Origin of the sequence: Bacillus sp. FSL W7-1085, from assembly GCF_038595035.1 — a bacterium.
Taxonomy (GTDB): Bacteria; Bacillota; Bacilli; order Bacillales; family Bacillaceae; genus Bacillus; species Bacillus altitudinis.
In genome coordinates this window covers 3,685,322-3,710,228 of the sequence record NZ_CP152000.1, presented here as the reverse complement: position 1 = coordinate 3,710,228, position 24,907 = coordinate 3,685,322, and the positions used below count along the sequence as shown (strand labels likewise).

The window sequence follows — 24,907 nt, the reverse complement described above, 5'->3', positions numbered from 1 at the left end:
GTTCATCCTTCTTTCTTCATCGATTCACAGGTCTCCACGCACCAATCAATTCCAGCCTGCGCCACTTTCTTTCCGTAATCTAATGTATATAGCCAATACTTCGCATCAGCTTCATCTGGATACAGCTCTTGAATGTTTTGTTCAATCGCAACATATGTCTCATAACGGATACGGAGCTGCCTCTCATAATCTTGTAAAAGCACCAATTTTTTCTCAAACGAAAGATATTGACCAAAGAATAACTTTAATAACACTTCATTTCGTTCTGATGGTACTTGATCGAGCGGCTGCGCCAGCCATTGCCTCAACGTGTCCAGCCCTTTTTCAGTCAGATGATACTCCCGCTTGTCTGAGCGCCCAGTTGTAGAAGCGGGTGAAACCTTCGCAAGCCCTTCCTCGACTATTAACTTTAAAGCTGGATAAATTTGTCCATAACTAATTTTCCAAAAGTGATGCAAGCTCCTATCAATTAATTGCTTCACTTCATACCCAGACTTACAATCTGTCGTCAAAATCCCCAAAATCGCATACGTCGTATCATTGTATTTTTTCATTGATCAACACACCTATCTAAAAGATATATCATTTAGATATATAATAAACGATGTATAACTGCAGATACAAGAGGTATGAGAAAAAAATAAATGCTAGAAAGGAGGTGAAGAGATCACTGATTGGTTAATCAATGAGATGAATCCTTCATATAGAGTGAACGATCATAGTTTGGAGGGGACATATGAGTAAATCAAAAATCTGGATCATGACTATTCTGGCGGTACTACTGATTGGTGGAGGCGGTTGGATAGCCTATCAAGCAATCGCAAAAAAGAGTGGTTTGAATCATCCCTACGCCTTTGCATATAAGACTCATGATCGTGTGAACTGGTTCAAGGTAACGGAAAGAAACGGAAAAGTAACAGGTCATCTGAATGAAACCATTTTAGAGGAAAATCCGAAAAGGCATTATGATCCCAATCTATTTATCAACAAATATCAATTAACTGGGAAATCAATTGAAAACGGTTACGAATTTTATGTAAAGCAAGGGAAAGAAACGGTCACATATGAAGTTCACCTTGCCGAAAAAGATCTTTCTGTGAAAAAACAAGGTGAAAAGCACAGCATCACATACAAAGCAGTTGATCAAAAAAACCTACGTGCTGTTCAACAGGACATTCATACTCGATATGAGAAACTGATGGATGACACGGAAAATAGATTTCATGATTATGTACGAAACTTCATTAAGAAAGTAACAGGCGCTTATGGTTATCTGTATACGGCAGAGGATGGTTCATACCAACTATTTCTAAAAGTAAAACGAATGTATATGCAGTCTGAATGGGCAGGTTCTTTTCTAATGAGAAAGGCCCCAGGAGATGGTGGTGAACCTTATAAAGAAACGAAACATACAGCCGGTGGAGTTTCTGATGGGATGATGTTTGATTTGAGTACTTATCCTGCAATTGAAAAGGGTTTTATTTTAGGTGAAACTGACCGAGACGCAACATACATTAAATTTCCTTTTAAAATGGCAGGCGGGACAATAGAATTTAAAGCGGTCACGAAAGAGGAATATCAAGAACAAACAGAAGCATTCAAAAAGAAGGCGAAAGAATGGCAAAAGTAGATCGTGTTGGAACAGATGAATGTTGTGAATGGGATTTCAGGGCGATCAGAATAAATAGGGATCATGAAGGTTTTTCAAAACATATTTGAGTGGAGGTACGTATGAGTAAACTGAAAATGTGGGTCGTGTCTATCCTGGCAGTACTCATCTTAGGTGGAGGCGGCTGGACAGCATATCAAGCAGTCGCACAAAAGAATTCATTGAATCATGCCTATGCATTTGCGTATAAAACGAAGGATAGAATGAGCTGGTTTGAGATATCTGAGAATAAAGGCAAAGTAACGGGGCATTTGAATGAAAAGTATATAGAAGAAATATGGTGGGACCCCAAAATATATAAAAAACAATATGTAGTGTCCGGGAGTTCAAAGGAAAACGGTTATGAATTTCGAGTCAAACAAGGCAAAGAAACAATCATATACGAAGTTCAAATGTCTGGGAAAGACCTATCTGTAAAAAAACAAGGTGATAAGAAAAGCAGGATATATAAAGCAACCAATCGAAAAAAGCTAGATTCGTATCACAAAAAAATTCAAGATCGACATCAACATCTAGTTGATACATCAGAAACTAGATTTTATGACAATATGAGACACTTCAGGGATAAAGTAGCGAAGGTATATGGTTTTCTATATACGGCAGAGGACAAACAACTATTTTTACAAGTGGAAAGCATGCATATTGAGAATGGATGGCTCGGCTCTTTTCTAATAACAACTGTTTCTGAAGATGGTTGTAAGCCATATAAAGAAATGAAATTAGAAGTCGGAGGCTTTACGGATGGTGGAGGATTTTTAGACATGAGCTATGATCCTATAATTGAACAAGGTGTACTAATAGGTTCGACTGATCGAGATGCAAAATCAATCAAACTGCCAATTAAAAAGACCAACGGTACAATAGAGTTAAGAGCTTTCACGCGTCAGGAATATAAAAAACTCCCTAAACCATATATCATGACAGGCGATTCGGTAGAGTTAAAAGCTGTCACGAAAAAGGAATATGAAAAACAAGCGAAAGCATTTAAAAAGAAAGCAGAAGAAAAGAGAAAATAGGCATCTTAAACCAGATGAGTGAATCAACTTATCTGGTTTTTATGGAGAAACATTTTGTTGATTGATGATAGAAGGAACAAAAGAGTTGCTTTAAGTAAATAAAGAAAAGTATTTTGGGTATATAGACCTTAATAAATTTCAGAAAAATAAATGTTGACGCTTTCATATAATCAATATATACTAAAAACAAATCCAATATAAATAAATTAGACATGTGACTGGTCATGCAGGCAGGATCTAAAAACGATGAATTTCTTTAATTTGTCGTTTTAGGTCCTTTTTTTGTTGCCGAAATATAGGTCCCATGTATGAGAAAAGGAGGAGAAAAAATGGATTACATACAAGTCGCCAAAGATGTTTTACAGCATGTAGGTGGTAAAGAAAACATTGCGCACCTTGAACACTGCTCAACAAGACTTCGCTTCACACTAATTGATCAGAAAAAAGCAGATGTACCAGCATTAGAAAAAACACCAGGTGTCATAGCTGTCAGAATGTCAGGACAATGCCAAGTGGTCATTGGGAATGACGTGATTGAAGTGTATCAACAGGTAACAAATTTAATGGGCGGCAGCTCATCCGGGCAAGGCGTGCCATCCAATCAGCCAAAAGAAAAAAGAAAAGCAGGCACAGTTCTATTAGATTTCATTGTGGGTGTCTTCCAGCCGCTTGTTCCGGCTATCGCAGGCGGAGGAATTTTAAAATCATTTCTTCTCCTTTTCTCTTTATTAGGCTGGGTGGATGCAAAAGGCCAAACCTATCAAATACTGAATATGGTGGGTGACGCACCACTATACTTCCTGCCATTACTAGTCGCTGTCACAACGGCAAATAAACTAAAGGTAAACCCACTGGTCGCATTATCAGCAGTCGGTGCACTCCTTCTTCCGAACATGACAGCCATGCTTACTGAAGGTGCGCAATTAATGTCATTCGACGTAAAAAATATAGCTTATGCGTATCAAGTGTTTCCAGCAATCCTTTCTGTATTGCTTTACGCTCAAATGGAAAAATTCTTCACACGATTTTCACCAAAACCAATTCGGATTTTCTTTGTCCCAATGATGTCATTAGTCATTACTGTACCAGTTACGTTACTGTTATTAGGACCACTTGGTTTTACAGCAGGACAAGGATTTTCATCCGTTATTCTTGCGATGTTTAATACAGTAGGCTGGGTAGCTGTCGCAATTTTAGCAGCGGTACTCCCGTTTATGGTTGCATCAGGCATGCACAAAGCAATGGTCCCTTATGCAGTGACAACGATGGGGAACCTCGGGAAAGAAGCACTTTATTTACCAGCATCACTTGCGCATAATATTGCGGAAAGTGGAGCGTGTTTCGCAGTGGCACTACGCACGAAAGACAAGGTACTCAGATCAACAGCCATTTCGGCAGGAATTTCAGCATTTTTTGGCATCACAGAGCCTGCTTTGTATGGTGTGACACTTCAAAATAAACGCGTACTTGGAAGTGTCATGATTGGTTCGTTTGTTGGCGGGATCTTCATTGGATTAGTTGGTATACAAGCCTTTGTACTTGTTGGTCCTGGATTAGCAAGTATGTCGATGTTTATATCAGATGAGCTTCCACGAAATCTAATGTTTGCTGTCGTTGGAGCTGTCATTTCCTTCGTTGTTGCTTTTATCGCTGCTTTTGTATTAGGTAAGGATAAAAAAGTAGAAGAAAAGACAAATGATCAAGATGCATTTGCTGAACAAATTGGAGCAGGGGAAACTTTCAAAAGCCCTGTGATTGGTCAAATGATCTCTCTATCTGAAGTAAAAGATGATATTTTCTCTTCAAAGGTCATGGGAGACGGAATTGCCATTGTTCCTTCAGAAGGAGCGTTATATGCACCAGTAGATGGTGAGGTCACCTTGCTGTTCGAAACAAACCATGCACTTGGTATGAAAACGGACAAAGGGGTGGAAGTATTATTCCATATTGGCATTGATACTGTACAGTTGGAAGGACAGTATTTTTATCCAAAAGTGCAGGCAGGAGATCGTGTACAAGCAGGGGATTTACTCATTGAATTTGATGTAGAAAAAATCATGGAAGCAGGATACGATCCAGTTACGCTTGCTGTCATCACGAATACAGATCAATATGATATTAAGGTACAGCCATTACAAGAGGTCAATCGCCAAGATACATTGATGGTTATCACCCAATTAGGAGGCTAAACATATGACGACAATAAAAGGTTTTCCAAAAGGATTTTTATGGGGCGGCGCCATTGCCGCCAACCAAGCAGAAGGCGCTTGGAATGTAGATGGAAAGGGCCCATCTGTTGCTGATATTGCGATGTACCGGTCTAATTTGAGTGTAGAAGATTATGAAGGGCATCTAGCTGTTACTTCTGAAAATATAGATCGAGCGATGAAAGACCCAGATGATAAAAAGTACCCAAAACGCAGAGGTGTTGATTTCTATCATCACTATAAAGAGGATTTGGCTCTATTTGCTGAAATGGGTTTTAAAACTCTTCGCATTTCTATTGCATGGAGCCGTATCTTCCCAACTGGAGAAGAGAACGAACCAAATGAAAAAGGACTCCAATTTTACGATCGTTTATTTGCAGAAATGAAAAAACACAACATAGAACCGATTGTGACGCTGTCACATTATGAAATGCCGTTAGCGCTGAGCGTGAAATATAATGGCTGGGTTGAAAGAAAAGTCGTTGATCTCTTTGTTAAGTTCGCCAATGTATGTTTTGAACGCTATAAACATGATGTGAAATATTGGCTTACCTTTAATGAAATAGATAGTATTCACCGCCACTCTTTTATTACAGCAGGAATTATTCCTGATCGCTGCCCAGAAGGGAAAGAGGAAGAAACTGTTTATCAAGCACTCCATCATCAATTTATTGCCTCTGCACTCGTAACAGCAGATTGTCATCGCATCATACCAGGCAGTCAAGTAGGGTGTATGCTGACAAAATTAACAACGTATCCGCACACTTGTCATCCGAATGATGTGGAGCGGGCATTGAAACAAAACTTAGAAAACTATTTCTATGCAGATGTTCAGGTATTTGGTGAATACCCACCGCTTATCAAGCGCATGCTTGAGAGAAAAAACATTCATATCCAAATGGAATCAGATGATCTTTCTATTTTAAAAGAAAATACAGTAGATTTTATCTCGTTCAGCTACTATATGTCTTTAACTGAATCAGCTGATGAAGGATTAGAAAAAACGGATGGAAATACCATCCGTGGGGTCAAAAATCCTTACCTTCCATCTACTGATTGGGGATGGCAAATTGATCCGGTTGGTCTGAAAATTTCTTTAATAGAATTATATGATCGTTATCAAAAACCACTGATCATTGTAGAAAACGGCATGGGTGCAAAAGATGTTGTTGAAAGTGATGGATCAATTCACGATGATTATCGTATTAACTATTTCAAAGAGCATTTCCGCCAAATGAGAGAAGCGGTGGAAGAAGGCGTTGACCTCTTCGGATATACGAGCTGGGGCTCAATTGATATTATTAGTGCAGGTACATCACAGATGTCAAAACGATACGGGTTCATTCATGTAGATCAAGATGACGATGGAAACGGTACATTAAAACGTTCTCGTAAAGACTCATTTTATTGGTACAAAAAGGTCATTGAAACAAATGGTGAATCGCTTGATTGAAAAACCACAATCATGAAAACAGGTGATGACGATGTTTAAAATCAAAAAAGTTTTAAACTCGAGTGTGGTTCTGGCTGAAGATCAGAACCAACAGGAGATGGTTCTATTCGGCCGGGGGATTGGTTATGGACAAAAACCAGGTCAAATGATTGAAGAAAAGAAGGCAGATCAAGTGTTTATGTCTGTCGATAACATGAGAGCGAAGGAATTTCTCCAACTATTAGATTCAATGCCACAAGAGTTTATCGATTTAACTCAGCATATTGTTCAATATGCTGAAAAACGCTTAAACTCAAGTCTGAATTCTGGTGTCTATTTTACCTTGATGGACCACTTGAATTTTGCAGTAGAACGGCACAAGAAGAATATTAATATTACAAATCGAGTATACTGGGAAATCAAAAACTACTATACCGAAGAATTTGAAGTAGGTAATTATGCGCTTGAGTTAGTCAACAATACATTGGGCATACAATTACCAAAGGAAGAAGCGGCCAATATCGCCTTCCATTTAATTAATGCGTTAGGTGAAGAGTCCGATTCTAAAGATGGCATGAAGTATGCCAAGATGATTGGAAGTATTGTGAATCTCGTCCGCTATACGTTGAATATGAAAATGGATCAAGAGAATATTCATTACAGCCGATTTATTACACATGTGAAATTCTTTGTTGAAAGATTTTACGCAAATAAATTATTATCAGATCAAGAAAATGAGTTGTTTGAACAAATTGCACACTTGTATCCTCAAGCGATGGATGTAGCTTTCAAAATCAAAGATTATATTAAACAGGTGCATAGTATTGTTATTCCAAATGACGAACTTACGTATCTGGCGGTACATATTCACCGCCTCATTTCTTATCAAGAACTAAAATAAATGTGGACCACTTGCCTTGTAATGAGGCAAGTGGTTATTTGTATTGTATCGGTTTATGTTCCGATAGGTCGTTCTGTTGGGCCAAGATTTGTATCATTTAACGAATTGTAAGACACCGTTTGTCCGAAAACAACGATGGCTAAAGCGAAAATGAGTAAACTCACTTTTTTCATCATAATTCCTCCAATTAAGTGTAGTGTGTTCTAATTGATAGGCATCCTTCAAAAAGAGGTATGCTTGGTGAATTGAACCTAGCTCTTCAAAGTGTTTGGCAGCTAGTGCACTTAATTCACGGGCACCTTCAACATCCTTTAATTCTTTCAGAATACTGATGTCATCGAAACAGGTTTGAGCTTTTTTGGATATGTCTTCAGTGAAATATAGGTGATAGAGAAAATTCATTTTTGCTGTATAGATGGGGTTTCTGTCTATTTCTTGTTTTTGTTTGACCAATTCAAAATAATAGAGAGCTTGCGACTTTTCATCAATGGAGAGTAGCTCTTTTAGTAACATAAACATGGAGTGTTCGAAATAACAAGATGAAAGGTAGTCATCATCACTAAGAGCCTTTTCTAGGGCATCAATACATTTTTTTGATTCTCCAACTTCGGCATATAGAATACTGATATTGTGATAAAGCTGTGATGCTAAAAAATGATCGTTTAATTGATTTGAGATGTGTAATGCTTTTGTGTAGTAATTCTCAGCTCTTTTGAAATCGCCAATATCCATGAAGTTGGTGGCTGCGATCACAAAAGCTGCTGCCAGTCTTCTTTCATAGCCATCATGACCTTTGAAAATATCGATGGCATTCTGAATATAATGAAGTGAAATCAGGCTTTGGCGAAGCATCATATATAGGTTTGCGACCTTCGTATGGAATTCTGCTACTTCTATTTCATCAGGAATGTTTTGTAGTTTTTTCTCAGCAATTTTAAACAGTCCGATGGCTGATGCATAGTCTCTGTTATATGAAGCGTAAAGGGCTTTATATAGGTAAAAATAATATTCAATCAAGTCGTTTGTTTTAGAAGGGTATTCTAGCACTGTCGGTTCATTCAGTTTTTTACCTCTTCGTTCATATAACATGAGCTTAAACTTGCCTTCTAGCAATGAATAGTAGGTCAAGACCTCCTGATTCTCTTCCATCTCTTGAAGTAATTCCTTTAATTCTGTGTAGATTGTCTTTGCATTGTGCACATCATGCTTACGAATGGCAATTCGCCAATCATTTAAACGGTTCCCCACCTGTTCAGCTGAAATGATTTTCATGGAAATTTCACCTCTTTAACATACTTTCGCCTGTTTCAATAAAAAACGATATCACAATTTTTGGTAAAATATAATCGTTTCTGGGAGGTGATTGACAGGAGGTAATAAAAAGGACCTTATGTCATGAGATGTACGTTATTGTATTGATGATTGATTGTTTATTCAAATGAGTAAAATCTTTTTTTGGAAGTCTAAAAACGTGATAGATACTATTAGTTTTAAGTTTATGGTCGAAAATACCATCCGAATATATGAAATAAAGCTTTTTTAGCTATGAGAGAAGAACAATGAAAGGTCGATCTAGAAGGGAAAATCAGTTATGATGTTGCTAGATGATTTTGGAAAAGAAACTGGTAGTTACTGAGAAAGGCGAATATCCGAGACAAGTGTTGACCTTTCAGAAAGGATGTTGAAATGAAAAAAAGATTTCAAATGTTAAACTGGCAAATGACAATTGTGATGACGACGCTTTTACTTGTTTTAGTCACTCTTTATATCTCAAAGAGATACTTTTATAGCAAAGAAATTGAGTTGCTGACAGAATCTTGTCAACAAGAAGACGGCAAAATCATACTAGAAACAAATGGTTTGACTATGGATTACTCCTTTGAGTGTAAGAAAAAATAAAACAGGCAGCTTTCTGCCTGTTTGACACCAATTAAAACCCTAAGTTTTGTAACCACTTGTTTAACAAGGCCTCTCGTTTCTCAGCGGTAAAGCGATCGTATTTTCCTAAATTTAAATGGGCTGAAATTTCACCGTCATTCATAAACAAAATTCTTTCAGAGCAAAGGGCCACTTTTGGATCATGGGTGACGAGAAGCAGAGTTGTTCCTTCAGAATTGATTTGTGAAAAAATATCCATGACTTCCTTTGTGGTGCTTGAATTAAGAGCACCTGTGGGCTCATCGGCAAAAAGAATGTTTGGTTCATTCATAAGAGCTCGACAGATAGAGGCTCTTTGGAGCTGTCCTCCTGATACTTCTGATAAATATCTATCAGCTAAATGATCAATATCAAGTTTCTCCATTAAATATTTCGCTCGTTCATTGATTTCTTTTCTCGGCATTTTCTTCGCTAAGTAAGCTGCAGCAATGATGTTATCAAATAGATTGAGGTTTTTTAGTAAGTGGCTGTGTTGAAAGACGAATCCCATCTCTGATAAGCGCAAAGCTGTTAACTGTTTGTCTGTCATTTCTGATAGCAGTTGACCGTTATATTTGATTTCCCCTCTGGAGGATGTCTCTATACCGCTAAGTTGATAAAGCAAAGAGGTTTTACCGCACCCTGAAGGTCCCATAATGGTGACAAATTCTCCACGTTTAATGGTTAAGTGAATATTTCTAAGAATGGTCTGTTTTTGTCCTTTTAATGAATCAATTTGTAAAGACAATTGCTTCGCTTCAATTAATTGTTCCATGTGAAACATCTCCTTATGAAAGAGTATGACGACTGATTTTACTAGAAAAAAAGGACTTCAATAACCACGAGATGACAGTTAAATTCACTATAAACAGCAGGAGAGGATACACGATCCAAACCCATTTCGGGGCTAACCACTGAAGGCTGGATGCTCCTAATGATGCTCCGCCTGCACTCATCAATGCCGGACCAATAGTATGAACAGCGATTGCTCCAATGAAGGCGCCAATAGAGAGAACGACGATAAAACTTGTTAAGTATTGATAGGTTAAATCTTTTTGAGAAAAACCAATCGTTCTTAACAAGTGAGTACGATTTAAATCTTTCGCCCTTAACATGTGCAGAAACATCATTAACATTAGGCTGGCTGTTCCAAAAGCTGCGATGGTTGAAAATAATGCAATCACTTTTACTAGAGATGCGGTGCTTCCTATTGTTTGATGCACATATTCTTTCATATCTGTCACTTTTGCAGGAGACATATTTGTTTCAAGTGCTGCTTTTTTCTCTGCCATATCTATTCCTTGTTTTAATTGTATTTGAATGGTTTTCCAAAGGGATGAATGAGGAAAAGGCTGAGATAATGCTTTAGCTGTTTTCCCTCCGTTGGTGACGTCTTGATAAATGCCGGTAACCATTTTTTGAACTTGCTGTCCATTTGTGGCGAGAGTGACTTTTTCGCCTATCTTTTTCTGAAGTGAGTCAGCACTCAACACCGATAAAGCAATCTCTTCCTCCTTCAACGGTTCCCGTCCTTGTAAATAGGTGAGAGGGAATGCTGATAGATCACCTGTTTCTAAATAGAGCGTTTCTAATGTATTCTCCATTGTTTTGGCTTGTAGAGAAGTTGTTTCATAGACGGCAGATGTTTGAATGTCTTGGTCTTCGCTAATCATAGACTCTATTTTATTTGTGCTTTTCTCTAAATCATTTCCCTGCCGAATATCAATTCGAAGGTCACTTTTTCCAGAGCCAAGATATGTGATGAAATCTGGTGATTGTAATGTGTACCATAACTGAATCGGCATTAACATTAAAAATGTACAAAGCGCAATAATACAGGTAATTGTTGAATACATCTTTATTCGCGAGAACAGATCTTTCAAGCCAAACCAAAAATTGACTGGGAGGAATCTGTTTTTCTGGAGGTGCATAGGAATTTGTTTTTTATGGCTTGGTGAGCTTATGCCGCCTTGAATAGCTTGAGCTGCTGATATTTGACCAAATCTCCTTAGGACAGTATAGCTGAATGAGATGACGATCATTGCCGTCAAAATTGACACCAAAAGCGGGATCACCTGATGAATAAAAGAGAGGCGATTCCCCATATATTGCTGAATATTGGCTGTAAACAAATCACCAAACTTGAGTGTCATCAAATATCCTGCTATACACCCTATACAGGCAAGCACAGCATACTTCCCAACGTATAATTGTTTGATTTTTGATAAAGGGATTCCTAGTACTTTTAAGATTCCAATTTCACGTTCATCCTCTTCTATAGCGGCCGTCATAGCGAGACGAAGAGAGAGGAGGGAAATGCTAATGAGCAGAAAGCAGACAAGAAGGAGAATGGCGATCACTATACCATCTGTTAGAGCATTCAGCATGCGAAGCAGGGATAATGTGACAGAAGGCCCCTGTTGTGGCAGCTCAGATGATTGATAGAGTGATTGAAAAGCATCTGCTTGACTAGCATCATGCAATAAAAATTCAATTAAGTACTCCTTTTTTTGAAACACTTGATTCAGTGCCACCCAGTCCGCATCATGCAGAAGAAATCTCTTTGAACTGACAAGACTTGGATTCATTTGGGCATCTCGTAAGAACGTTTTGATTTGAAAAGAGAATTGATGAGAGCCTTTTGAAATGAGTAACCTTTCGCCAATCTTTAAATGGTATTTTTGTTGAAAATAAATAGGGACTGCTACTTCTCCTTTATTTACAGTGAGCTTTTCATTTCGTTCGTTTAAAAGGAAATCAAAATAGCGATTTTGCTTTACAAATAAATGATCCATCACACCCGCTTGAGCAGGCTCCTGCCCGAACTTGATGCTGACGTGTTCGATCGGAATCATTGGAACAATTTGATGTGCCTTCACCATCGACTGTTTACTTGAAAATATATCGACCGCTTTTTCATCTAAGCTGCCATCGTGCATTTGGACAAAGTCTGGTGCTTTGGCTGATTGGAGTAGATCGGAAATGGAACCATTCAGCTGGGCCGTCATTTGCGCAGCGCTTGTTGCTAAAAATGATGTCATCATGATGCAAAGGGTTAAGCCGATTGAAATGAGACGGTGGCGGGTTAGGTCTTTCTTGATAAACGTCAATCTCATGAGGCTGATTCTCCTTCATGTCGAAGCATATTTTTTGTAAGGAAGGCAAGTGCAAACATCAAGGCACTCACGATTAACACGGTCACATACATGCTAGCGGAAAAAGTGTTGAACAAGAACCCATACATCATTTGACCGAGCGGTGCAGCACATTGAGAGACCATTGTTAGATTGGCCATGACTTTTCCTAATTGAGCATTGGGTGTTTTCTTTTGCACATGTGAGATGACAACGATCGAAATCATGGTGAGCAGCATGGCAATTGGGAGACACCCTGCTAAAAAGAGAAAATAGGCTGGAAATGTACCAAATTGAAGAGCCATCTTGGATGTTGAAAAAGCAATAGGCAGCAAAATGACTGCGATGACGAGCAGCCAGCGATACAAAGTAGGCATCCGCCAATGTTTCGCTACAAGACCAACTAGCAGGGCGCCTGCGATGACGGCAAACTCAATGATGCCCATTCCTATTCCATACATGATGTCACTGCTTTTCATTGTGACCCTTAAAATAATGGGACCTCCAACGATAAAAAATGGTGTGAGGATGAAATTTAGTAGCGCTGCAAGCAGCATGGCTCTTTTTAAAAATGACTGGCTTCCGATATAGGAAAAGCCTTGTTTCATATCTTTCAAGAGTACTTTGGTCATCGGTTCTGCGAGTGGGCTAGGTGAGAAAGAGATATTTAACCGTAAAAGCATGCATGCTGATAGAAAAAATACAATGCTGCTAGCGCCTATGATGACCTGGCTCCCAATGAGTCCGTATAAAACGCCGCCAATGATAGGAGCGACAACACCTGAAAGGGCCTGTACGCCATTCACGATGCCATTCGCTTGTTCTAATTTTTCTTCTTTCACTAGCTGAGGAATACTGGACATCACTGCAGGAGCATAAAACGTACTCATGACACCAAGGAGAATCATGACGGCTCCAATCATATAAAGTGAATCATGACCTGAAAATAACCAGAAATAAAAAGACAGAATCATAATGCCAGTAAGAACATCAAATAAAATCATCAAATTTCTTCTGTTAAACCGGTCAGCAATTGCTCCAGCTAATGGCGAAAGGAGGAGCGGGATATTGGATAAAGCGAAAAGCAGAGCATATAAATCAACACGATGTGTCATATCCAAGACGTGTAAAGATAGAACAAAACGAATCAAGGAAGACCCGAAAACGGAAATAATTTGCCCGAGCACGAGGTAGATAAAGTGGGTGGAGCCATTTTTGGCTGATAACGACATGAAAATCACTCTCCTTTTAGACCGACCGTCAGTCTATAATATATGCATGATTGGTATTGAAGTAACCAATCACTGATTATTGTCTTCCGGTTCTCCAGTTAAACGTTGGAGAAGGAAGGAGAAACTTCCCTTTTCTGCATGTAATGAGGCTTCAAGGATTGCGATAAATGCTAGAGCCCGTTGTATGCTTTCCGCTGTGGTCCATTGGAAAAGTCCCTCATCAAAGATAACCTGTGCAGAAGCGAGGAGAAATTCGACAGTTTCTTGCGGGTAATCCGTTTGAAATATCCCTTCTTCTACCCCTTGCTGAATGACTTCTGCTAAAACGGGTGATAGCTCTGTAATGGCTTTGATCAAGCTTTTTTGATGCATCTCTGCATTAGCAGGCTGATGAAATTGTTCGATCATGCCTTCTTTATGGCTGCCCTGTTTAGGAGATTGTGCCATGATGATGCGAAATAATTTATCAACCACTGAGATATCTGGATCAGCGGCAATACGCTTTGCCTCGATGATATCTGCTTTTATGATCCGGTCAATGATTGCATCCATCACTTCTTCTTTGGAAGTAAAGTAATAATAGAATGTGCCTTTTGCAATGCCAACGGCTTTGAGGATGTCAATAATCGTGGTTTGCTGATAGCCTTTGGTTGAAAAAAGCTTCTCTGCTGCATTTAAGATGTCATTTTTGCGTTCCTCAGGATGTTTAACGGTTCTCATAAAGCCATCCTTTCTTTTGACTAGACTATCGGTCGGTCCCTTGATTTGATTAAACACTTTTTGGCGTATCTTTGTCAACGGCTGTTTTTTGGAGCTTTGCATTTATTGTGCAATGACACTATGATACATTGAATGAAAACCCCTTCAGGAGAGATGCTGAATGCAATTTTTAACCAGTGAATTGGCGCAAGAGATGGTTGAACGTACGATGCATATTTTACATCAAAACATCAATGTCATGAATGCAGATGGTGTCATTATTGGGTCTGGTGAACGAAAAAGGATTGGACAAAAACATGATGGAGCACGTCTAGTGCTGTCAAGCGGAGATAGTGTGGAGATTGATCAGGAGACATCCCGCTGCTTAAAAGGCGTGAGGCCTGGAATCAATCTGCCTATTTGCTTTCGCGAACAAGTCGTTGGTGTCATTGGGATTACGGGTGAGCCAGGGGACATTCGTCATCATGCCGAGCTGGTGAAAATGGCAGCTGAGCTCGTATTAGAGCAGTCTTTTCTACTTGAACGCTTCCAGTGGCGGCAGCGAATAGAGAGTGAAATTGTGAATCAGCTCATCTCCGAATCTGACATGGGTGATCATCAGCTGAAGCACCGTGCTGACTGGCTTGGAATGGATTTAGACAAGCGGCGAATGGCTATTGTTTTTCAGCCAATTCCATCGTCTGAGGACACTGTACACAAAATGATGCATGCCATTCAATACGATAAGAATGCGGATGATTTACTAGGCATGACCTTCCGTCATGAATTGATCCTGTTAAGACAGCCGATATGTGACCATCAACTCAAGCATGTGATCGAACAGCTACAGCAAACAATGGCAGGTGCAGTTGATGGACAAGTGCTAGTGGGTGTAGGAACTGTCGCTGAGGACATGAGTCAATTACCGTTGTCCTTTCAGCATGCGAGAGAAGCCCTGCGGTTAGGAAAGGTGCTCCATCCAGAGGAAAGCATATATGTTTTTGAATCTTATCAGCTTGAAAGCTTGTTTATAAAAGCGAGAGCCGCCAAAGAGGGCAAACGGTGGAGTGATTTTTATCATCCGCTGATACAAGAAACGGAACTCGTTCAAACGTTAAAGGTTTACATTGAAGAGGGCGGGGATTTACAAAGAATCGTTGATCGTCTATTTATTCACCGTAATACACTGCGATATCGTTTAGATAAAATCCAGGCATTGACCGGAAAAGATCCTCGTCATGTGAAACAGTTGATGGAGCTGTACATAGCACAATTGGACAATCAACTGTCTTAATTGTGCATTTGCACAACTGGATGAAGAAATAAATAAAAGAAGTTCATCTAGATTCACAACTCGATCCCGATGGGTAAACGCTTACAATTAAGAAAAGACAATCAGGAGGGATGGAGTATGGGTGGAGATGTGACAGTGAGTACATTGGGCGCATTGACTGCGCTTGTGATCGCTATTGTTCTCATTCTAAAAAAAGTATCACCTGCTTATGGCATGCTGGCAGGCGCATTTATTGGCGGTTTGGTTGGCGGTGTAGATGTTGTGCAGACCGTGAACGTCATGATGGAAGGCGCAAAGGACATGATTCCGGCTGTTCTTCGAATCATGGCGGCAGGTGTACTGGCAGGGGTTTTAATTGAGTCGGGTGCTGCGTTATCTATTGCGGAGGCCATCGTGAAAAAGCTTGGAGAGGCGAGGGCACTTTTAGCACTCGCACTTGCAACAATGATTTTAACAACGGTGGGTGTTTTTGTAGATGTAGCAGTCATTACAGTAGCACCAATCGCACTTGCCATTGCCAAGCGTGCAAAACTTTCTAAAACGGGGATTTTACTTGCGATGATTGGAGGAGGGAAGGCAGGGAATATCATGTCACCGAATCCGAATGCCATTGCAGCCTCTGATGCTTTTGGTGTCCCGCTTACTTCTCTGATGGCGGCAGGTGTCATACCGGCTATTTTCGGGATAGCCGTCACGTATGTATTAGCCAAAAAGCTTGCGAATAAAGGGACACCTGTTTTGGAAGAGGGAACAGACCAAGGCGAGGTTCAAGTACCTGGTTTTCTACAAGCGCTTGTAGGCCCGCTTGTGACCATTCTCTTGTTAGCCTTAAGACCGTTGTTTCAAATAAATATTGATCCGATGATTGCCTTACCAATAGGAGGAATTGTAGGCGCTCTTTTCATGAAAAAAGGGAAGTTTCTCAATGATTATGCGATGTCAGGGCTGCATAAAATGTCAGGTGTAGCGATCATGTTACTAGGTACAGGCACATTAGCTGGAATTGTATCGAATTCTTCCATGAAAGAGGTATTTATTCAGGTGCTTGACGCTTCGGGATTACCTCCTTACTTGCTTGCACCAACGTCTGGAATTTTTATGTCGGCAGCCACAGCTTCGACAACTGCAGGGACGGCAGTTGCAAGTGGTGTATTTAGCGGAACTCTTATTGGTCTTGGTGTATCTGCCCTTTCAGGCGCAGCTATGATTCACGCTGGCGCAACTGTGCTAGACCATATGCCACACGGAAGCTTTTTCCATGCAACGGCTGGAAGTGTTCAAATGGATATAAAAGAACGGTTGAAATTAATGCCCTTTGAATCGTTAATTGGTTTGACATTAACCGTTGTATCGACCATTATCTTTGGTATTTTCCAGCTGTTCGGCTGAGGACTTAATGAGAAACGAGGGGTTTTTGGATGAAAATTGTGATCGCACCAGATTCATTTAAAGAAAGTTTATCTGCTTATGAGACAGCATGTGCCATTGAACGAGGATTTCGCTCTATTTTGCCAGATGCAGAATATATGAAAATCCCAATGGCAGATGGAGGAGAAGGCACAGTTCAATCGTTAGTGGATGCGACAGGCGGAACCATTGTCAAGCAAGTGGTCACAGGCCCGCTTGGCAAACCTGTGGATGCCTTTTTTGGTATGTTGGGAGATGGTCAGACAGCTGTCATAGAGATGGCAGCAGCATCAGGATTACATCTTGTCCCGCCAGAAAAACGGAACCCCTTATTCACGACGTCTAGAGGGACAGGAGAATTAATGCTTGCAGCGCTGGATAAAGGAGCGAAGCATTTAATCATTGGGCTTGGTGGAAGCGCAACAAATGATGGTGGCGTTGGCATGATGCAAGGTTTAGGGGCTTTTTTTCTCGATAAAGCAGGCCAAGACCTCACGCCGGGCGGTGGATCACTGAATCAATTAGCTTCTATTGATCTATCTCGACTGGATCCAAGATTGCAATCTGTCCGTCTGGAAGTGGCGTGTGATGTGGATAATCCTTTAACGGGTGAAAGAGGAGCGTCTGCTGTGTTCGGTCCTCAAAAGGGAGCAGATACAGAAATGGTTCAACTGTTGGACAAGAATTTATCTCATTTAGCACAAGTGGCTAAGCAGCATCTTCATGTCTCCTTTGGTGATGCGGCAGGTGCAGGAGCGGCAGGAGGACTTGGTGCGAGTTTATTAGGCTTTTTACAGGCTGATCTGCAAAAGGGAATTGATATTGTACTGAAAGCCGTACATTTTGCTGACGTACTCAAGGACGCTGACCTAGTCATTACAGGGGAAGGGCGGATTGATCAGCAGACCATTTACGGCAAAACGCCAATCGGTGTAGCTAAAGCTGCGAAACAATATGGACTCCCTGTGATTGGTATCGCTGGGTCCCTCTCAAAAGACAGTGCAGTCGTACATGATCATGGCATTGATGCACTTTTTAGTATTGTCCCTGGCGTCACGACTCTGGCTGAAGCCATGCATGATGCTAGTGTGCATGTAGAGAGAACAGCAAGGAATATTGCGGCTGTCATGACATTTGGAAGAGATAAGTAAATGATGAAAAATGTTTCCTTTTCTATCACATTTCTCTCTATAGAAATGTGGTAAAATGGTTCTAAATGAAATAGAAAGTTGGAGGAAACACAAATGTCTAATCTACCGAATTGTCCATCGTGCAGTTCAACTTATACATACGAGGATGGCAGCATGCTTATTTGTCCAGAATGTGCGCATGAATGGTCGCTAGAACAAGAACAAGCGGAAGAGGAACAGCTTGTTGTCAAAGATGCGAATGGAAATCTATTAAGTGATGGTGACACGGTCACTGTGATTAAAGATTTAAAAGTCAAAGGCTCTTCTTCGGTTTTAAAAATAGGAACGAAGGTCAAAGGGATTCGTTTAGTCGAAGGCGATCATAATATTGATTGTAAAATTCCTAGCTTTGGCGCGATGAAGTTAAAATCGGAGTTTGTGAAGAAAGTATAATATATGAAAAGAGGCTGTCGATCATCAGCCTCTTTTTTATTTCGATATTTATAGGTGAAAGGTATAATCTTAAACATCATTTCATACATATGTACCTATTGAAAATCATTCTTTTTTTAAAAAATCAAGCCTCTTTTCTTATAAAAATTCACGCTTTTCTTAACTCTACCTTAAAAAAGGCAGATGATTCTCTAAATTTTGCCTAATCCCCTTCACAACTTTTGGGCATTGCTGTACCATATGGAAGTGTTCTTCTATTTTTGACGGATCATGGTGTTTATCAGGAAATAGATGATAGATGATACTTAGACAAAGAAGGAGAGGTAACGTGACGAACGTTTTAGAACTGCAAAATGTATCTAGGCATATTCGCGGGAAAAAGATTGTTCAAGACTTGAGTTTCTCTGTCCAAGCGGGCGAAGTCTTTGGCTTCTTAGGGCCGAATGGCGCAGGAAAAACGACAACCATTCGCATGATGGTCGGTCTTTCTCCCATTACATCCGGTGACATTCTGATTAATGGTCATAGTATTCAAACCTCATATCAGCATGCCATCCAAGATGTCGGTGCAATTATTGAAAATCCAGAAATGTATAATCATTTAACGGCAAGACAAAACCTTGTTCATTTTGCCAGAATGAATGGAAAAGTGGATGAAGGTCGAATTGATGAACTGCTAGAACTAGTTAGTTTGCAGCATGTGAAACATAAGCGTGTCCGTACGTTTTCATTAGGAATGAAGCAGCGTTTGGGGATTGCTCAGGCATTGATACATAAACCGAAACTGCTAATCTTAGATGAGCCGACCAATGGACTAGATCCAGAGGGAATTCGTATGATACGAGATTACTTGAGAAGGCTGGCAAAGGAAGAAGGTCTTGCTGTCATTGTTTCAAGTCACCTCATGTCAGAAATGGAATTGATGTGTGATCGTTTCGCCATTATCCAAAAAGGAAAGCTGATTGCGATTGAGGATCAGCGTGCGGAGACGAAGCAGGATGATTTGGTCAATTATCGAATGAAAGTAGCATCAAGTGAGCTTGAAGAAGCTCAAAAGCTCATTGAAGCATTTGAGGAAGGCATCACAGTTAGAGAAGAGGAGCAGTACTTATTCTTCTCCATCCTAGAAGAGAAAATGCCACAATTGATTCGTCATTTGAGCGAGGCTTCTATTCATTTGTACGAAATCAAAATAGAAAAACAAACCTTAGAAGATAAGTTCTTAAGCTTAACAGGTAAAAAGGAGGCAGACGTATGATTCGCCTCATTCAAAACGAGTGGATGAAAATCAGTTATCGTGTGGGTACTTGGATTATGGTTGGGCTTCTTGTTTTAGGTATGATTGCGACGTTGATTTTTGCTGTTAAGACAAATGACGGAGATCAAGCATCCGGTGATTGGAAAACTGAGTTGCAAGAAATCAATAAAGCAAATAAGAAAGAATTGAAAGAGGATAATATAGGATTTTATAAGAGATCCCTTGAAACCGATATAGCGATTAATGAGTATCGAATCAAACATGATTTACCTCCAGCCGATCAATTCGGTAAAAATGCATGGACTTATGTGAAAACAAATGCTAATTTGCTTCAGCTGGTCGGTGTATTTGTGATTATTATTGCAGCCACAATTGTCTCGGCTGAATATAAGCATGGTACAATTAAATTATTACTGATTCGTCCGCCATCCAGGTTGAAGGTTCTTTTGTCTAAATACTTTACCGTTCAACTATATTCACTTTTCCTGATCGCTGTCCTATTTATCTTATCCTTTATCTTAGGTGCGATATTCTTTGGACTAAACAATGATTATGTGTATTTGGCTTATCAAAATGGTGAAGTCATTGAACGGTCTCAGTTTGCAAATATGGTCTCTTATTATTTGGCGCATTGTGCTATGTTTGTTGTATTAGGGACACTTTCTTTTGCCATCTCAACGGTGTTTAGAAGTGAGGCCATTTCCATAGCGATTAGTGTATTAGCCTATGTTGTCGGAGCATCCATCACAAGCATTTTGATGTTCTTCTTTGATTGGGCGAAATACTTATTGTTTGCCAACGATCCTGTACAGTATTTCGCAGAAACACCTACTTATATCGAAGGCATGTCCCTAGGTTTCTCACTAACGGTCCTAGTCATTTATTGGGCCATCTTCTTGGCGGTTGCTTTAATACTCTTCCAAAAGCGAGAAGTAAAAACAGGTTAATTTAACTTTTTAGGAGGTTTCTATCAATGATTAAGCGTAAAGGTGAAAAAATTATGGGGATTATCAGTATTGTCCTCAACGTAATTGGTGTTGGTTTTGGGGCGTTGATGCTTTCTGTGGACCCAGCAGTTTATGAAGAATTGAATGAAGTGTTAAAAGAGGAAGGCAGCGCCTTGCCAGTTGAAACACTTGAGGCATCGGTTCATGCCTTTGGCGTTCAGTTTATGGTTGTTTCCGCAATTGCGGCTGTCTTAGCCCTTGTTGGTGTGATTGTTTTGAAAACAGACCGCCGTGCCGTGCTTTCTGGTATTCTTTTCTTGGTTTCGGCTGTGACTCTTTTAATTGGAACTGTTGGTCTTGCTTTCGTTCCGATGATCTTGTTGCTAATCGTTGGATTGATGTCACTGATTAGAAAACCGAAAACAGATATTCACACGAGTGAATATCCTTCATAATTCAAAAGAAAAAGACATGCGCTGGTTTGCGCATGTCTTTCTTTTTATATGATGCCAATCAGTTTGGCGATGATGAGTAAAACGATACTGAACCCCCACATCCAAAAGAAGGAGTAGCGGATATGTTTCCCCATATCGACCCCTGCAAGACCGATGGCAAGCCATACAGCAGGTGCAAGAGGGCTGACAAAGGTGCCGATGATATTTCCAATCATCATGGCGTATGCCGCAGATGTCCCTGACACACCAACCTCTGATGTAATCGATTCGACAATCGGCAAGAGTGCGTAATAATAGGCATCCGTACTTGTCAGCATATCAAGCGGAACCCCAAATATCCCCACAATGATATGTAAAAATGGCAGTAAGAAAGCTGGCAAAATGTGAATACTGTCCACTGCAATCGCCTTCAGCATGCCCGTTCCTTCAAGAATTCCTAAAAAAGAACCTGCGGAGAAAATTACAGCTGCCATCATTAGTGCACTTGGAGCATGCGCCTTAATTCTTTCCATTTGTACATTCACATTCGGATAGTTCACCAAAAGTGCTAGTGAAAGACCAATCATAAACATATAACTAGCAGGAATCACGTTCAGCACGAGAAGGACAACAACAGCTAAAAATAGAATGAGATTGACCCACATTAAGTGATAACGCTTTAAAGACGCATCGCCTGTTTCGCTGATCGATTGAATGGCACGATCCCAATCAGCGCCTTCTAATTGGACAGCAGCTATTTCATTTGCCGCGATTTTCACCCGAATTCGTTTTTCTTCTCTTTTTCCTAAAATGAATGCCATTCCTAATACGAGCACGACCCCGATCAGCTGAATGGGAATAAGCGGTACCCACAGTTCAGATGGGTCCATATTTAGGACACTAGCTGCCCGTCCTGTGGGGCCAGCCCATGGAATCATATTGGTTAATCCAGCACTCGTTCCGATTAACAATAGCAATAAATAAGGACTCATATGTAATTTTTTATAAAGTGGAAGCAGTGCAGGTACAGTTAATAAAAAGGTTGTAGCGCCTGCTCCGTCTAAGTGTGCGATGATTCCAATCAAGGCAGTTCCCATCGCAACTGTGACAACATTCCCTTTTGTCAGCTTGATTAACGCTTTAATTACAGGTTCAAAGAACCCTGTATCTTGTAAAATGCCAAAAAATAAAATGGCGAAGATAAACATGGTCGCCACTGGCAAAACTTTGATAATCCCTTGTTCAAAGAAAGTTTGAATGTCATTGATACCAAATCCTGCGATGAGCGCCCCTATTAAAGGCACCATGACCATGGCGACAATTGGACTTGCTTTCCCCCAAATCAGCAAAACAACAATCGTTAAAATAATCAACAATCCAACAAACGTTAACATAAGCCCCTCCCCCTACAATAAACCGTTTACATTTGTTTGTTTTTTTACCAATGCAATCCCACATTTGCATTGAAAAAAAGAGTATCAAAAATATGAGTATTAGGCAACCGCTTTCATACCTATACAATGGTAAAAAAGGATGGCGGGGCCAATCATGATGCGGTGTTCAATATGTCAAAAAATTTAGATAAAAAATAATACTTCTATTGATAATCTACTATCGGGAGAAAATATATAGGTATTTAGATTCAACAAAAAGTAAAAAGCGCCCGTTGGATGGACGCTTCTTTCACACTATTTTTTCAAAATAACGTATTCGTAAGGATTCAGTTGTAACTGTTGAGATGTATGCTGTCCAGTCAGCATATTTTCATAGCTTTCCGCTGAATCTAGTGAAATGTTCTGTTGCTGTTCTGTAAAATTCATCATAAACACAAAGTCCTGCGATCCATCTGTTCGTTTCTGGACGCTGACTCCCTCTGGAATTGAAGAGGAGAGGATCGGCTTTATCCCTATTCCTGTGATGAGATCTTCGTAAAAATCATCATAAAACGCTTGCTCATTTTCAGAAGCCATATAGTATGCTTTCCCTTTGCCAAATGGACGGACAGTAAGGGCGGGCTGTCCTTCATAGCAGCCATTCTCAAAATGCCCTAACACAGAGGCTGATTCTGGGTGAATGGATTCGAAATATTGCCCGACATGGTAGGTGCGTCCATTTCCTGTGGTCATTAAAACGTGTTCATCTGGCATCAATGTGTTGATTTCCTCTGCCCAAACACCAAGTACATGGCGGAGAGGGCCAGGGAAACCACCGAGGAAACAGAGGTCGTTTTCATCGACCATGCCGCTCCAGTATGTTGCCACAAAAATGCCGCCCTCTTTGACAAATGCTTCGATCTTTTCTGCCACGCCTGGTTTGATCATGTAGAGCATTGGTCCCACAAGCACTCGATAGGATGAGAAATCCTTTTCCATCCCGACAATATCAACAGGGATACCCTTTTTCCAGAAACTGCGATAGTGAGTTTGGCAAGCCTCTACATAGCGTTTGTTGGTATTATTTAAGCCTTGCGCATCATCAATTGCCCAATGGTTTTCCCAATCATATATGATGGCGACCTCTGGTTGAACGGATGTACCCGCAATCGGCTGAAGCTGCTCCAGCTGTTTTCCTAAATCAGCGACTTCTTGAAACACACGCGTATGTTCATGTCCTGAATGATCCACAACAGCGCCGTGGAATTTTTCAGAGGCGCCTCGGCCTTGTCTCCACTGGAAATAAAGGACGGAGTCGGACCCGTGGGCAATCGCCTGCATGGCAGAGAGGTGTGCCATTCCTTTATGCTTCACCTTATTCACTTCATGCCAGTTCACGAGGCTTGGTGTGCTTTCCATCACAAGAAACGGCTGACCGCCCTTTAATGAACGATACAAATCGTGAACGAAGGCGACGTTTGACGCTAATTCTGCAGTGGTTTCTCTGCCGCTATGCCATGCTGGATAACTATCCCATGAGATCACGTCGACTTCTTTTGCAAATTGATGATAGTCCAGTCCAAGGAATGGACGCATATGTGGATAGTCGCCCATAAAATTGGTGGTTACTGGCACATGAGGTGTTAATTCTCGTAGCGGTTTAATTTCATTTTGATAAAAATTGATCGTTTGCGCTGTGACAAAACGCTTCCAGTCTAGGTTCATGCCATGAATCATGTACTCTCCGTGCGGTGCAGGTGACTCGATTTGTGACCAATCACTATATGTGTGGCTCCAAAACCCCGTCCACCATGCTTGATTCAAAGCTTCAAGGTCATGGTTGTATTTGTCTTTCAAATAGTCTCTAAATGCTTCTTGGCAAAGATCACAATGACATTCGCCGCCGTATTCATTTGAAATGTGCCACATGATCAGCGCTGGATGGTCCTTGTAGCGTTCAGCGAGCAAACGATTGAGTGTATTCGTTTTTTCTCGATAAACCGGTGAGGTGAAGCAATGATTATGGCGAAGTCCGTGTAAGTTGCGCTGGCGGTTTGCTTCAACGCGTAAGACTTCTGGATATGTTTGCGAGAGCCAAGCAGGTCTTGCTCCGCTTGGCGTGGCGAGAATGGCGTGAGCTCCCTGCGCTGCCAAGCGATCCATGATATCATCCAGCCAGGCAAAATCATATTCCCCTTCTTTTGGCTCGAGCTTGCTCCAAGCGAAAATGTTGATAGAGAATGTTTGACAGTGTGCAAGCTTCATTAATCGAAAATCTTCGTCAATGATCTCCGGCATATGAAGCCATTGATCAGGATTATAGTCGCCACCATGCAAAAAGCCTTTCACATTTGGGTGAACGAGTGGGTAACGCTTTCCCATTTTGTCACGTCCTATCTGTTTA

General features: G+C 40.5%; 21 protein-coding genes. 13 read left to right on the top strand and 8 right to left on the bottom strand.

Annotated features, from left to right (window positions below; all coding sequences use genetic code 11):
- Positions 1-2: 2 nt before the first annotated feature.
- A complete protein-coding gene (locus tag MKY11_RS19220; RefSeq protein WP_008347390.1) occupies positions 3-554 on the bottom strand; it encodes a PadR family transcriptional regulator in 552 nt (183 codons plus the stop codon).
- 182 nt (positions 555-736) lie between these two features.
- Between MKY11_RS19220 and MKY11_RS19215 the strand changes: the two genes are divergently transcribed.
- The 5 genes from MKY11_RS19215 (at position 737) to MKY11_RS19195 (ending at position 7,225) form a co-directional block, all read left to right on the top strand.
- Positions 737-1,630 carry a hypothetical protein gene (locus MKY11_RS19215; RefSeq protein ID WP_047946699.1) on the top strand — a complete coding sequence of 298 codons (894 nt, stop codon included), beginning with the start codon at positions 737-739 and terminating at the stop codon, positions 1,628-1,630.
- A 101-nt stretch (positions 1,631-1,731) separates the two neighbouring features.
- The gene (locus MKY11_RS19210) at positions 1,732-2,685 is read left to right on the top strand and encodes a hypothetical protein (protein WP_342501703.1); all 954 of its coding nucleotides are present in this window, start codon (positions 1,732-1,734) and stop codon (positions 2,683-2,685) included.
- Between the two features lie 329 nt (positions 2,686-3,014).
- Positions 3,015-4,874 carry a beta-glucoside-specific PTS transporter subunit IIABC gene (locus MKY11_RS19205; protein ID WP_342501702.1) on the top strand — a complete coding sequence of 620 codons (1,860 nt, stop codon included), beginning with the start codon at positions 3,015-3,017 and terminating at the stop codon, positions 4,872-4,874.
- 4 nt (positions 4,875-4,878) lie between these two features.
- Positions 4,879-6,345 (top strand): glycoside hydrolase family 1 protein, encoded by a 1,467-nt coding sequence (locus tag MKY11_RS19200; protein ID WP_008347383.1) that lies wholly within the window; start codon positions 4,879-4,881, stop codon positions 6,343-6,345.
- 31 nt (positions 6,346-6,376) lie between these two features.
- A complete protein-coding gene (locus tag MKY11_RS19195) occupies positions 6,377-7,225 on the top strand; it encodes a PRD domain-containing protein (RefSeq protein WP_008347382.1) in 849 nt (282 codons plus the stop codon).
- A gap of 93 nt (positions 7,226-7,318) precedes the next feature.
- Here MKY11_RS19195 and MKY11_RS19190 read toward each other — a convergent pair whose 3' ends face one another.
- Positions 7,319-8,497: an aspartate phosphatase gene (locus MKY11_RS19190; RefSeq protein WP_024720457.1), complete on the bottom strand. Its 1,179-nt coding sequence runs from the start codon at positions 8,495-8,497 to the stop codon at positions 7,319-7,321.
- Between the two features lie 414 nt (positions 8,498-8,911).
- Here MKY11_RS19190 and MKY11_RS19185 point away from each other — a divergent pair, with 414 nt between their 5' ends.
- Entirely contained in the window at positions 8,912-9,124 is a 213-nt protein-coding gene (locus tag MKY11_RS19185; RefSeq protein WP_342473771.1) for a hypothetical protein, read from the top strand.
- Between the two features lie 31 nt (positions 9,125-9,155).
- On the opposite strand, the gene MKY11_RS19180 is transcribed toward MKY11_RS19185, so the two are convergent.
- From MKY11_RS19180 to MKY11_RS19165, 4 genes are all read right to left on the bottom strand, one after another.
- Entirely contained in the window at positions 9,156-9,917 is a 762-nt protein-coding gene (locus tag MKY11_RS19180) for an ABC transporter ATP-binding protein (protein WP_024720456.1), read from the bottom strand.
- Between the two features lie 13 nt (positions 9,918-9,930).
- Positions 9,931-12,258: an ABC transporter permease gene (locus MKY11_RS19175; RefSeq protein WP_342501701.1), complete on the bottom strand. Its 2,328-nt coding sequence runs from the start codon at positions 12,256-12,258 to the stop codon at positions 9,931-9,933.
- Complete coding sequence (locus MKY11_RS19170; protein ID WP_342501700.1) at positions 12,255-13,508, bottom strand: MFS transporter; 1,254 nt, start codon at positions 13,506-13,508, stop codon at positions 12,255-12,257. The genes MKY11_RS19175 and MKY11_RS19170 overlap by 4 nt, the downstream gene beginning before the upstream one ends.
- Before the next feature lie 69 nt (positions 13,509-13,577).
- Positions 13,578-14,228 carry a TetR/AcrR family transcriptional regulator gene (locus MKY11_RS19165; RefSeq protein WP_008347371.1) on the bottom strand — a complete coding sequence of 217 codons (651 nt, stop codon included), beginning with the start codon at positions 14,226-14,228 and terminating at the stop codon, positions 13,578-13,580.
- A 160-nt stretch (positions 14,229-14,388) separates the two neighbouring features.
- Here MKY11_RS19165 and MKY11_RS19160 point away from each other — a divergent pair, with 160 nt between their 5' ends.
- The 7 genes from MKY11_RS19160 (at position 14,389) to MKY11_RS19130 (ending at position 21,151) form a co-directional block, all read left to right on the top strand.
- Positions 14,389-15,501: a sugar diacid recognition domain-containing protein gene (locus MKY11_RS19160; protein ID WP_342501699.1), complete on the top strand. Its 1,113-nt coding sequence runs from the start codon at positions 14,389-14,391 to the stop codon at positions 15,499-15,501.
- A 117-nt stretch (positions 15,502-15,618) separates the two neighbouring features.
- Complete coding sequence (locus MKY11_RS19155) at positions 15,619-16,890, top strand: GntP family permease (protein ID WP_056703976.1); 1,272 nt, start codon at positions 15,619-15,621, stop codon at positions 16,888-16,890.
- Positions 16,891-16,919: 29 nt separating this feature from the next.
- A complete protein-coding gene (locus MKY11_RS19150) occupies positions 16,920-18,059 on the top strand; it encodes a glycerate kinase (RefSeq protein WP_056703980.1) in 1,140 nt (379 codons plus the stop codon).
- 93 nt (positions 18,060-18,152) lie between these two features.
- Positions 18,153-18,491, top strand: coding sequence for a zinc ribbon domain-containing protein YjdM (locus MKY11_RS19145; protein ID WP_024720449.1), 339 nt, complete (start codon positions 18,153-18,155; stop codon positions 18,489-18,491).
- 328 nt (positions 18,492-18,819) lie between these two features.
- Positions 18,820-19,749 (top strand): ABC transporter ATP-binding protein, encoded by a 930-nt coding sequence (locus tag MKY11_RS19140; protein WP_008347360.1) that lies wholly within the window; start codon positions 18,820-18,822, stop codon positions 19,747-19,749.
- Positions 19,746-20,696, top strand: a complete 951-nt coding sequence (locus MKY11_RS19135) for an ABC transporter permease subunit (protein WP_024720448.1) — start codon at positions 19,746-19,748, stop codon at positions 20,694-20,696. Before MKY11_RS19140 ends, MKY11_RS19135 begins: the two co-directional genes overlap by 4 nt.
- Before the next feature lie 26 nt (positions 20,697-20,722).
- The gene (locus MKY11_RS19130; protein ID WP_024720447.1) at positions 20,723-21,151 is read left to right on the top strand and encodes a DUF4064 domain-containing protein; all 429 of its coding nucleotides are present in this window, start codon (positions 20,723-20,725) and stop codon (positions 21,149-21,151) included.
- Between the two features lie 44 nt (positions 21,152-21,195).
- On the opposite strand, the gene MKY11_RS19125 is transcribed toward MKY11_RS19130, so the two are convergent.
- Together MKY11_RS19125 and MKY11_RS19120 are read right to left on the bottom strand one after the other, a co-directional pair.
- On the bottom strand, positions 21,196-22,524 hold the full coding sequence (locus MKY11_RS19125; RefSeq protein WP_327855473.1) for a citrate:proton symporter: 1,329 nt from the start codon (positions 22,522-22,524) through the stop codon (positions 21,196-21,198).
- A 294-nt stretch (positions 22,525-22,818) separates the two neighbouring features.
- Positions 22,819-24,885 carry a beta-galactosidase gene (locus tag MKY11_RS19120; RefSeq protein WP_327855474.1) on the bottom strand — a complete coding sequence of 689 codons (2,067 nt, stop codon included), beginning with the start codon at positions 24,883-24,885 and terminating at the stop codon, positions 22,819-22,821.
- Between the last annotated feature and the right edge of the window lie 22 nt (positions 24,886-24,907).

What these genes read in the sequence shown, in the direction of transcription:
- MKY11_RS19220 (WP_008347390.1), bottom strand. Translation starts at nt 554, where the DNA reads ATGAAAAAATACAATGATACGACGTATGCGATTTTGGGGATTTTGACG.
- MKY11_RS19215 (WP_047946699.1), top strand. Translation starts at nt 737, where the DNA reads ATGAGTAAATCAAAAATCTGGATCATGACTATTCTGGCGGTACTACTG.
- MKY11_RS19210 (WP_342501703.1), top strand. Translation starts at nt 1,732, where the DNA reads ATGAGTAAACTGAAAATGTGGGTCGTGTCTATCCTGGCAGTACTCATC.
- MKY11_RS19205 (WP_342501702.1), top strand. Translation starts at nt 3,015, where the DNA reads ATGGATTACATACAAGTCGCCAAAGATGTTTTACAGCATGTAGGTGGT.
- MKY11_RS19200 (WP_008347383.1), top strand. Translation starts at nt 4,879, where the DNA reads ATGACGACAATAAAAGGTTTTCCAAAAGGATTTTTATGGGGCGGCGCC.
- MKY11_RS19195 (WP_008347382.1), top strand. Translation starts at nt 6,377, where the DNA reads ATGTTTAAAATCAAAAAAGTTTTAAACTCGAGTGTGGTTCTGGCTGAA.
- MKY11_RS19190 (WP_024720457.1), bottom strand. Translation starts at nt 8,497, where the DNA reads ATGAAAATCATTTCAGCTGAACAGGTGGGGAACCGTTTAAATGATTGG.
- MKY11_RS19185 (WP_342473771.1), top strand. Translation starts at nt 8,912, where the DNA reads ATGAAAAAAAGATTTCAAATGTTAAACTGGCAAATGACAATTGTGATG.
- MKY11_RS19180 (WP_024720456.1), bottom strand. Translation starts at nt 9,917, where the DNA reads ATGGAACAATTAATTGAAGCGAAGCAATTGTCTTTACAAATTGATTCA.
- MKY11_RS19175 (WP_342501701.1), bottom strand. Translation starts at nt 12,258, where the DNA reads ATGAGATTGACGTTTATCAAGAAAGACCTAACCCGCCACCGTCTCATT.
- MKY11_RS19170 (WP_342501700.1), bottom strand. Translation starts at nt 13,508, where the DNA reads ATGTCGTTATCAGCCAAAAATGGCTCCACCCACTTTATCTACCTCGTG.
- MKY11_RS19165 (WP_008347371.1), bottom strand. Translation starts at nt 14,228, where the DNA reads ATGAGAACCGTTAAACATCCTGAGGAACGCAAAAATGACATCTTAAAT.
- MKY11_RS19160 (WP_342501699.1), top strand. Translation starts at nt 14,389, where the DNA reads ATGCAATTTTTAACCAGTGAATTGGCGCAAGAGATGGTTGAACGTACG.
- MKY11_RS19155 (WP_056703976.1), top strand. Translation starts at nt 15,619, where the DNA reads ATGGGTGGAGATGTGACAGTGAGTACATTGGGCGCATTGACTGCGCTT.
- MKY11_RS19150 (WP_056703980.1), top strand. Translation starts at nt 16,920, where the DNA reads ATGAAAATTGTGATCGCACCAGATTCATTTAAAGAAAGTTTATCTGCT.
- MKY11_RS19145 (WP_024720449.1), top strand. Translation starts at nt 18,153, where the DNA reads ATGTCTAATCTACCGAATTGTCCATCGTGCAGTTCAACTTATACATAC.
- MKY11_RS19135 (WP_024720448.1), top strand. Translation starts at nt 19,746, where the DNA reads ATGATTCGCCTCATTCAAAACGAGTGGATGAAAATCAGTTATCGTGTG.
- MKY11_RS19130 (WP_024720447.1), top strand. Translation starts at nt 20,723, where the DNA reads ATGATTAAGCGTAAAGGTGAAAAAATTATGGGGATTATCAGTATTGTC.
- MKY11_RS19125 (WP_327855473.1), bottom strand. Translation starts at nt 22,524, where the DNA reads ATGTTAACGTTTGTTGGATTGTTGATTATTTTAACGATTGTTGTTTTG.
- MKY11_RS19120 (WP_327855474.1), bottom strand. Translation starts at nt 24,885, where the DNA reads ATGGGAAAGCGTTACCCACTCGTTCACCCAAATGTGAAAGGCTTTTTG.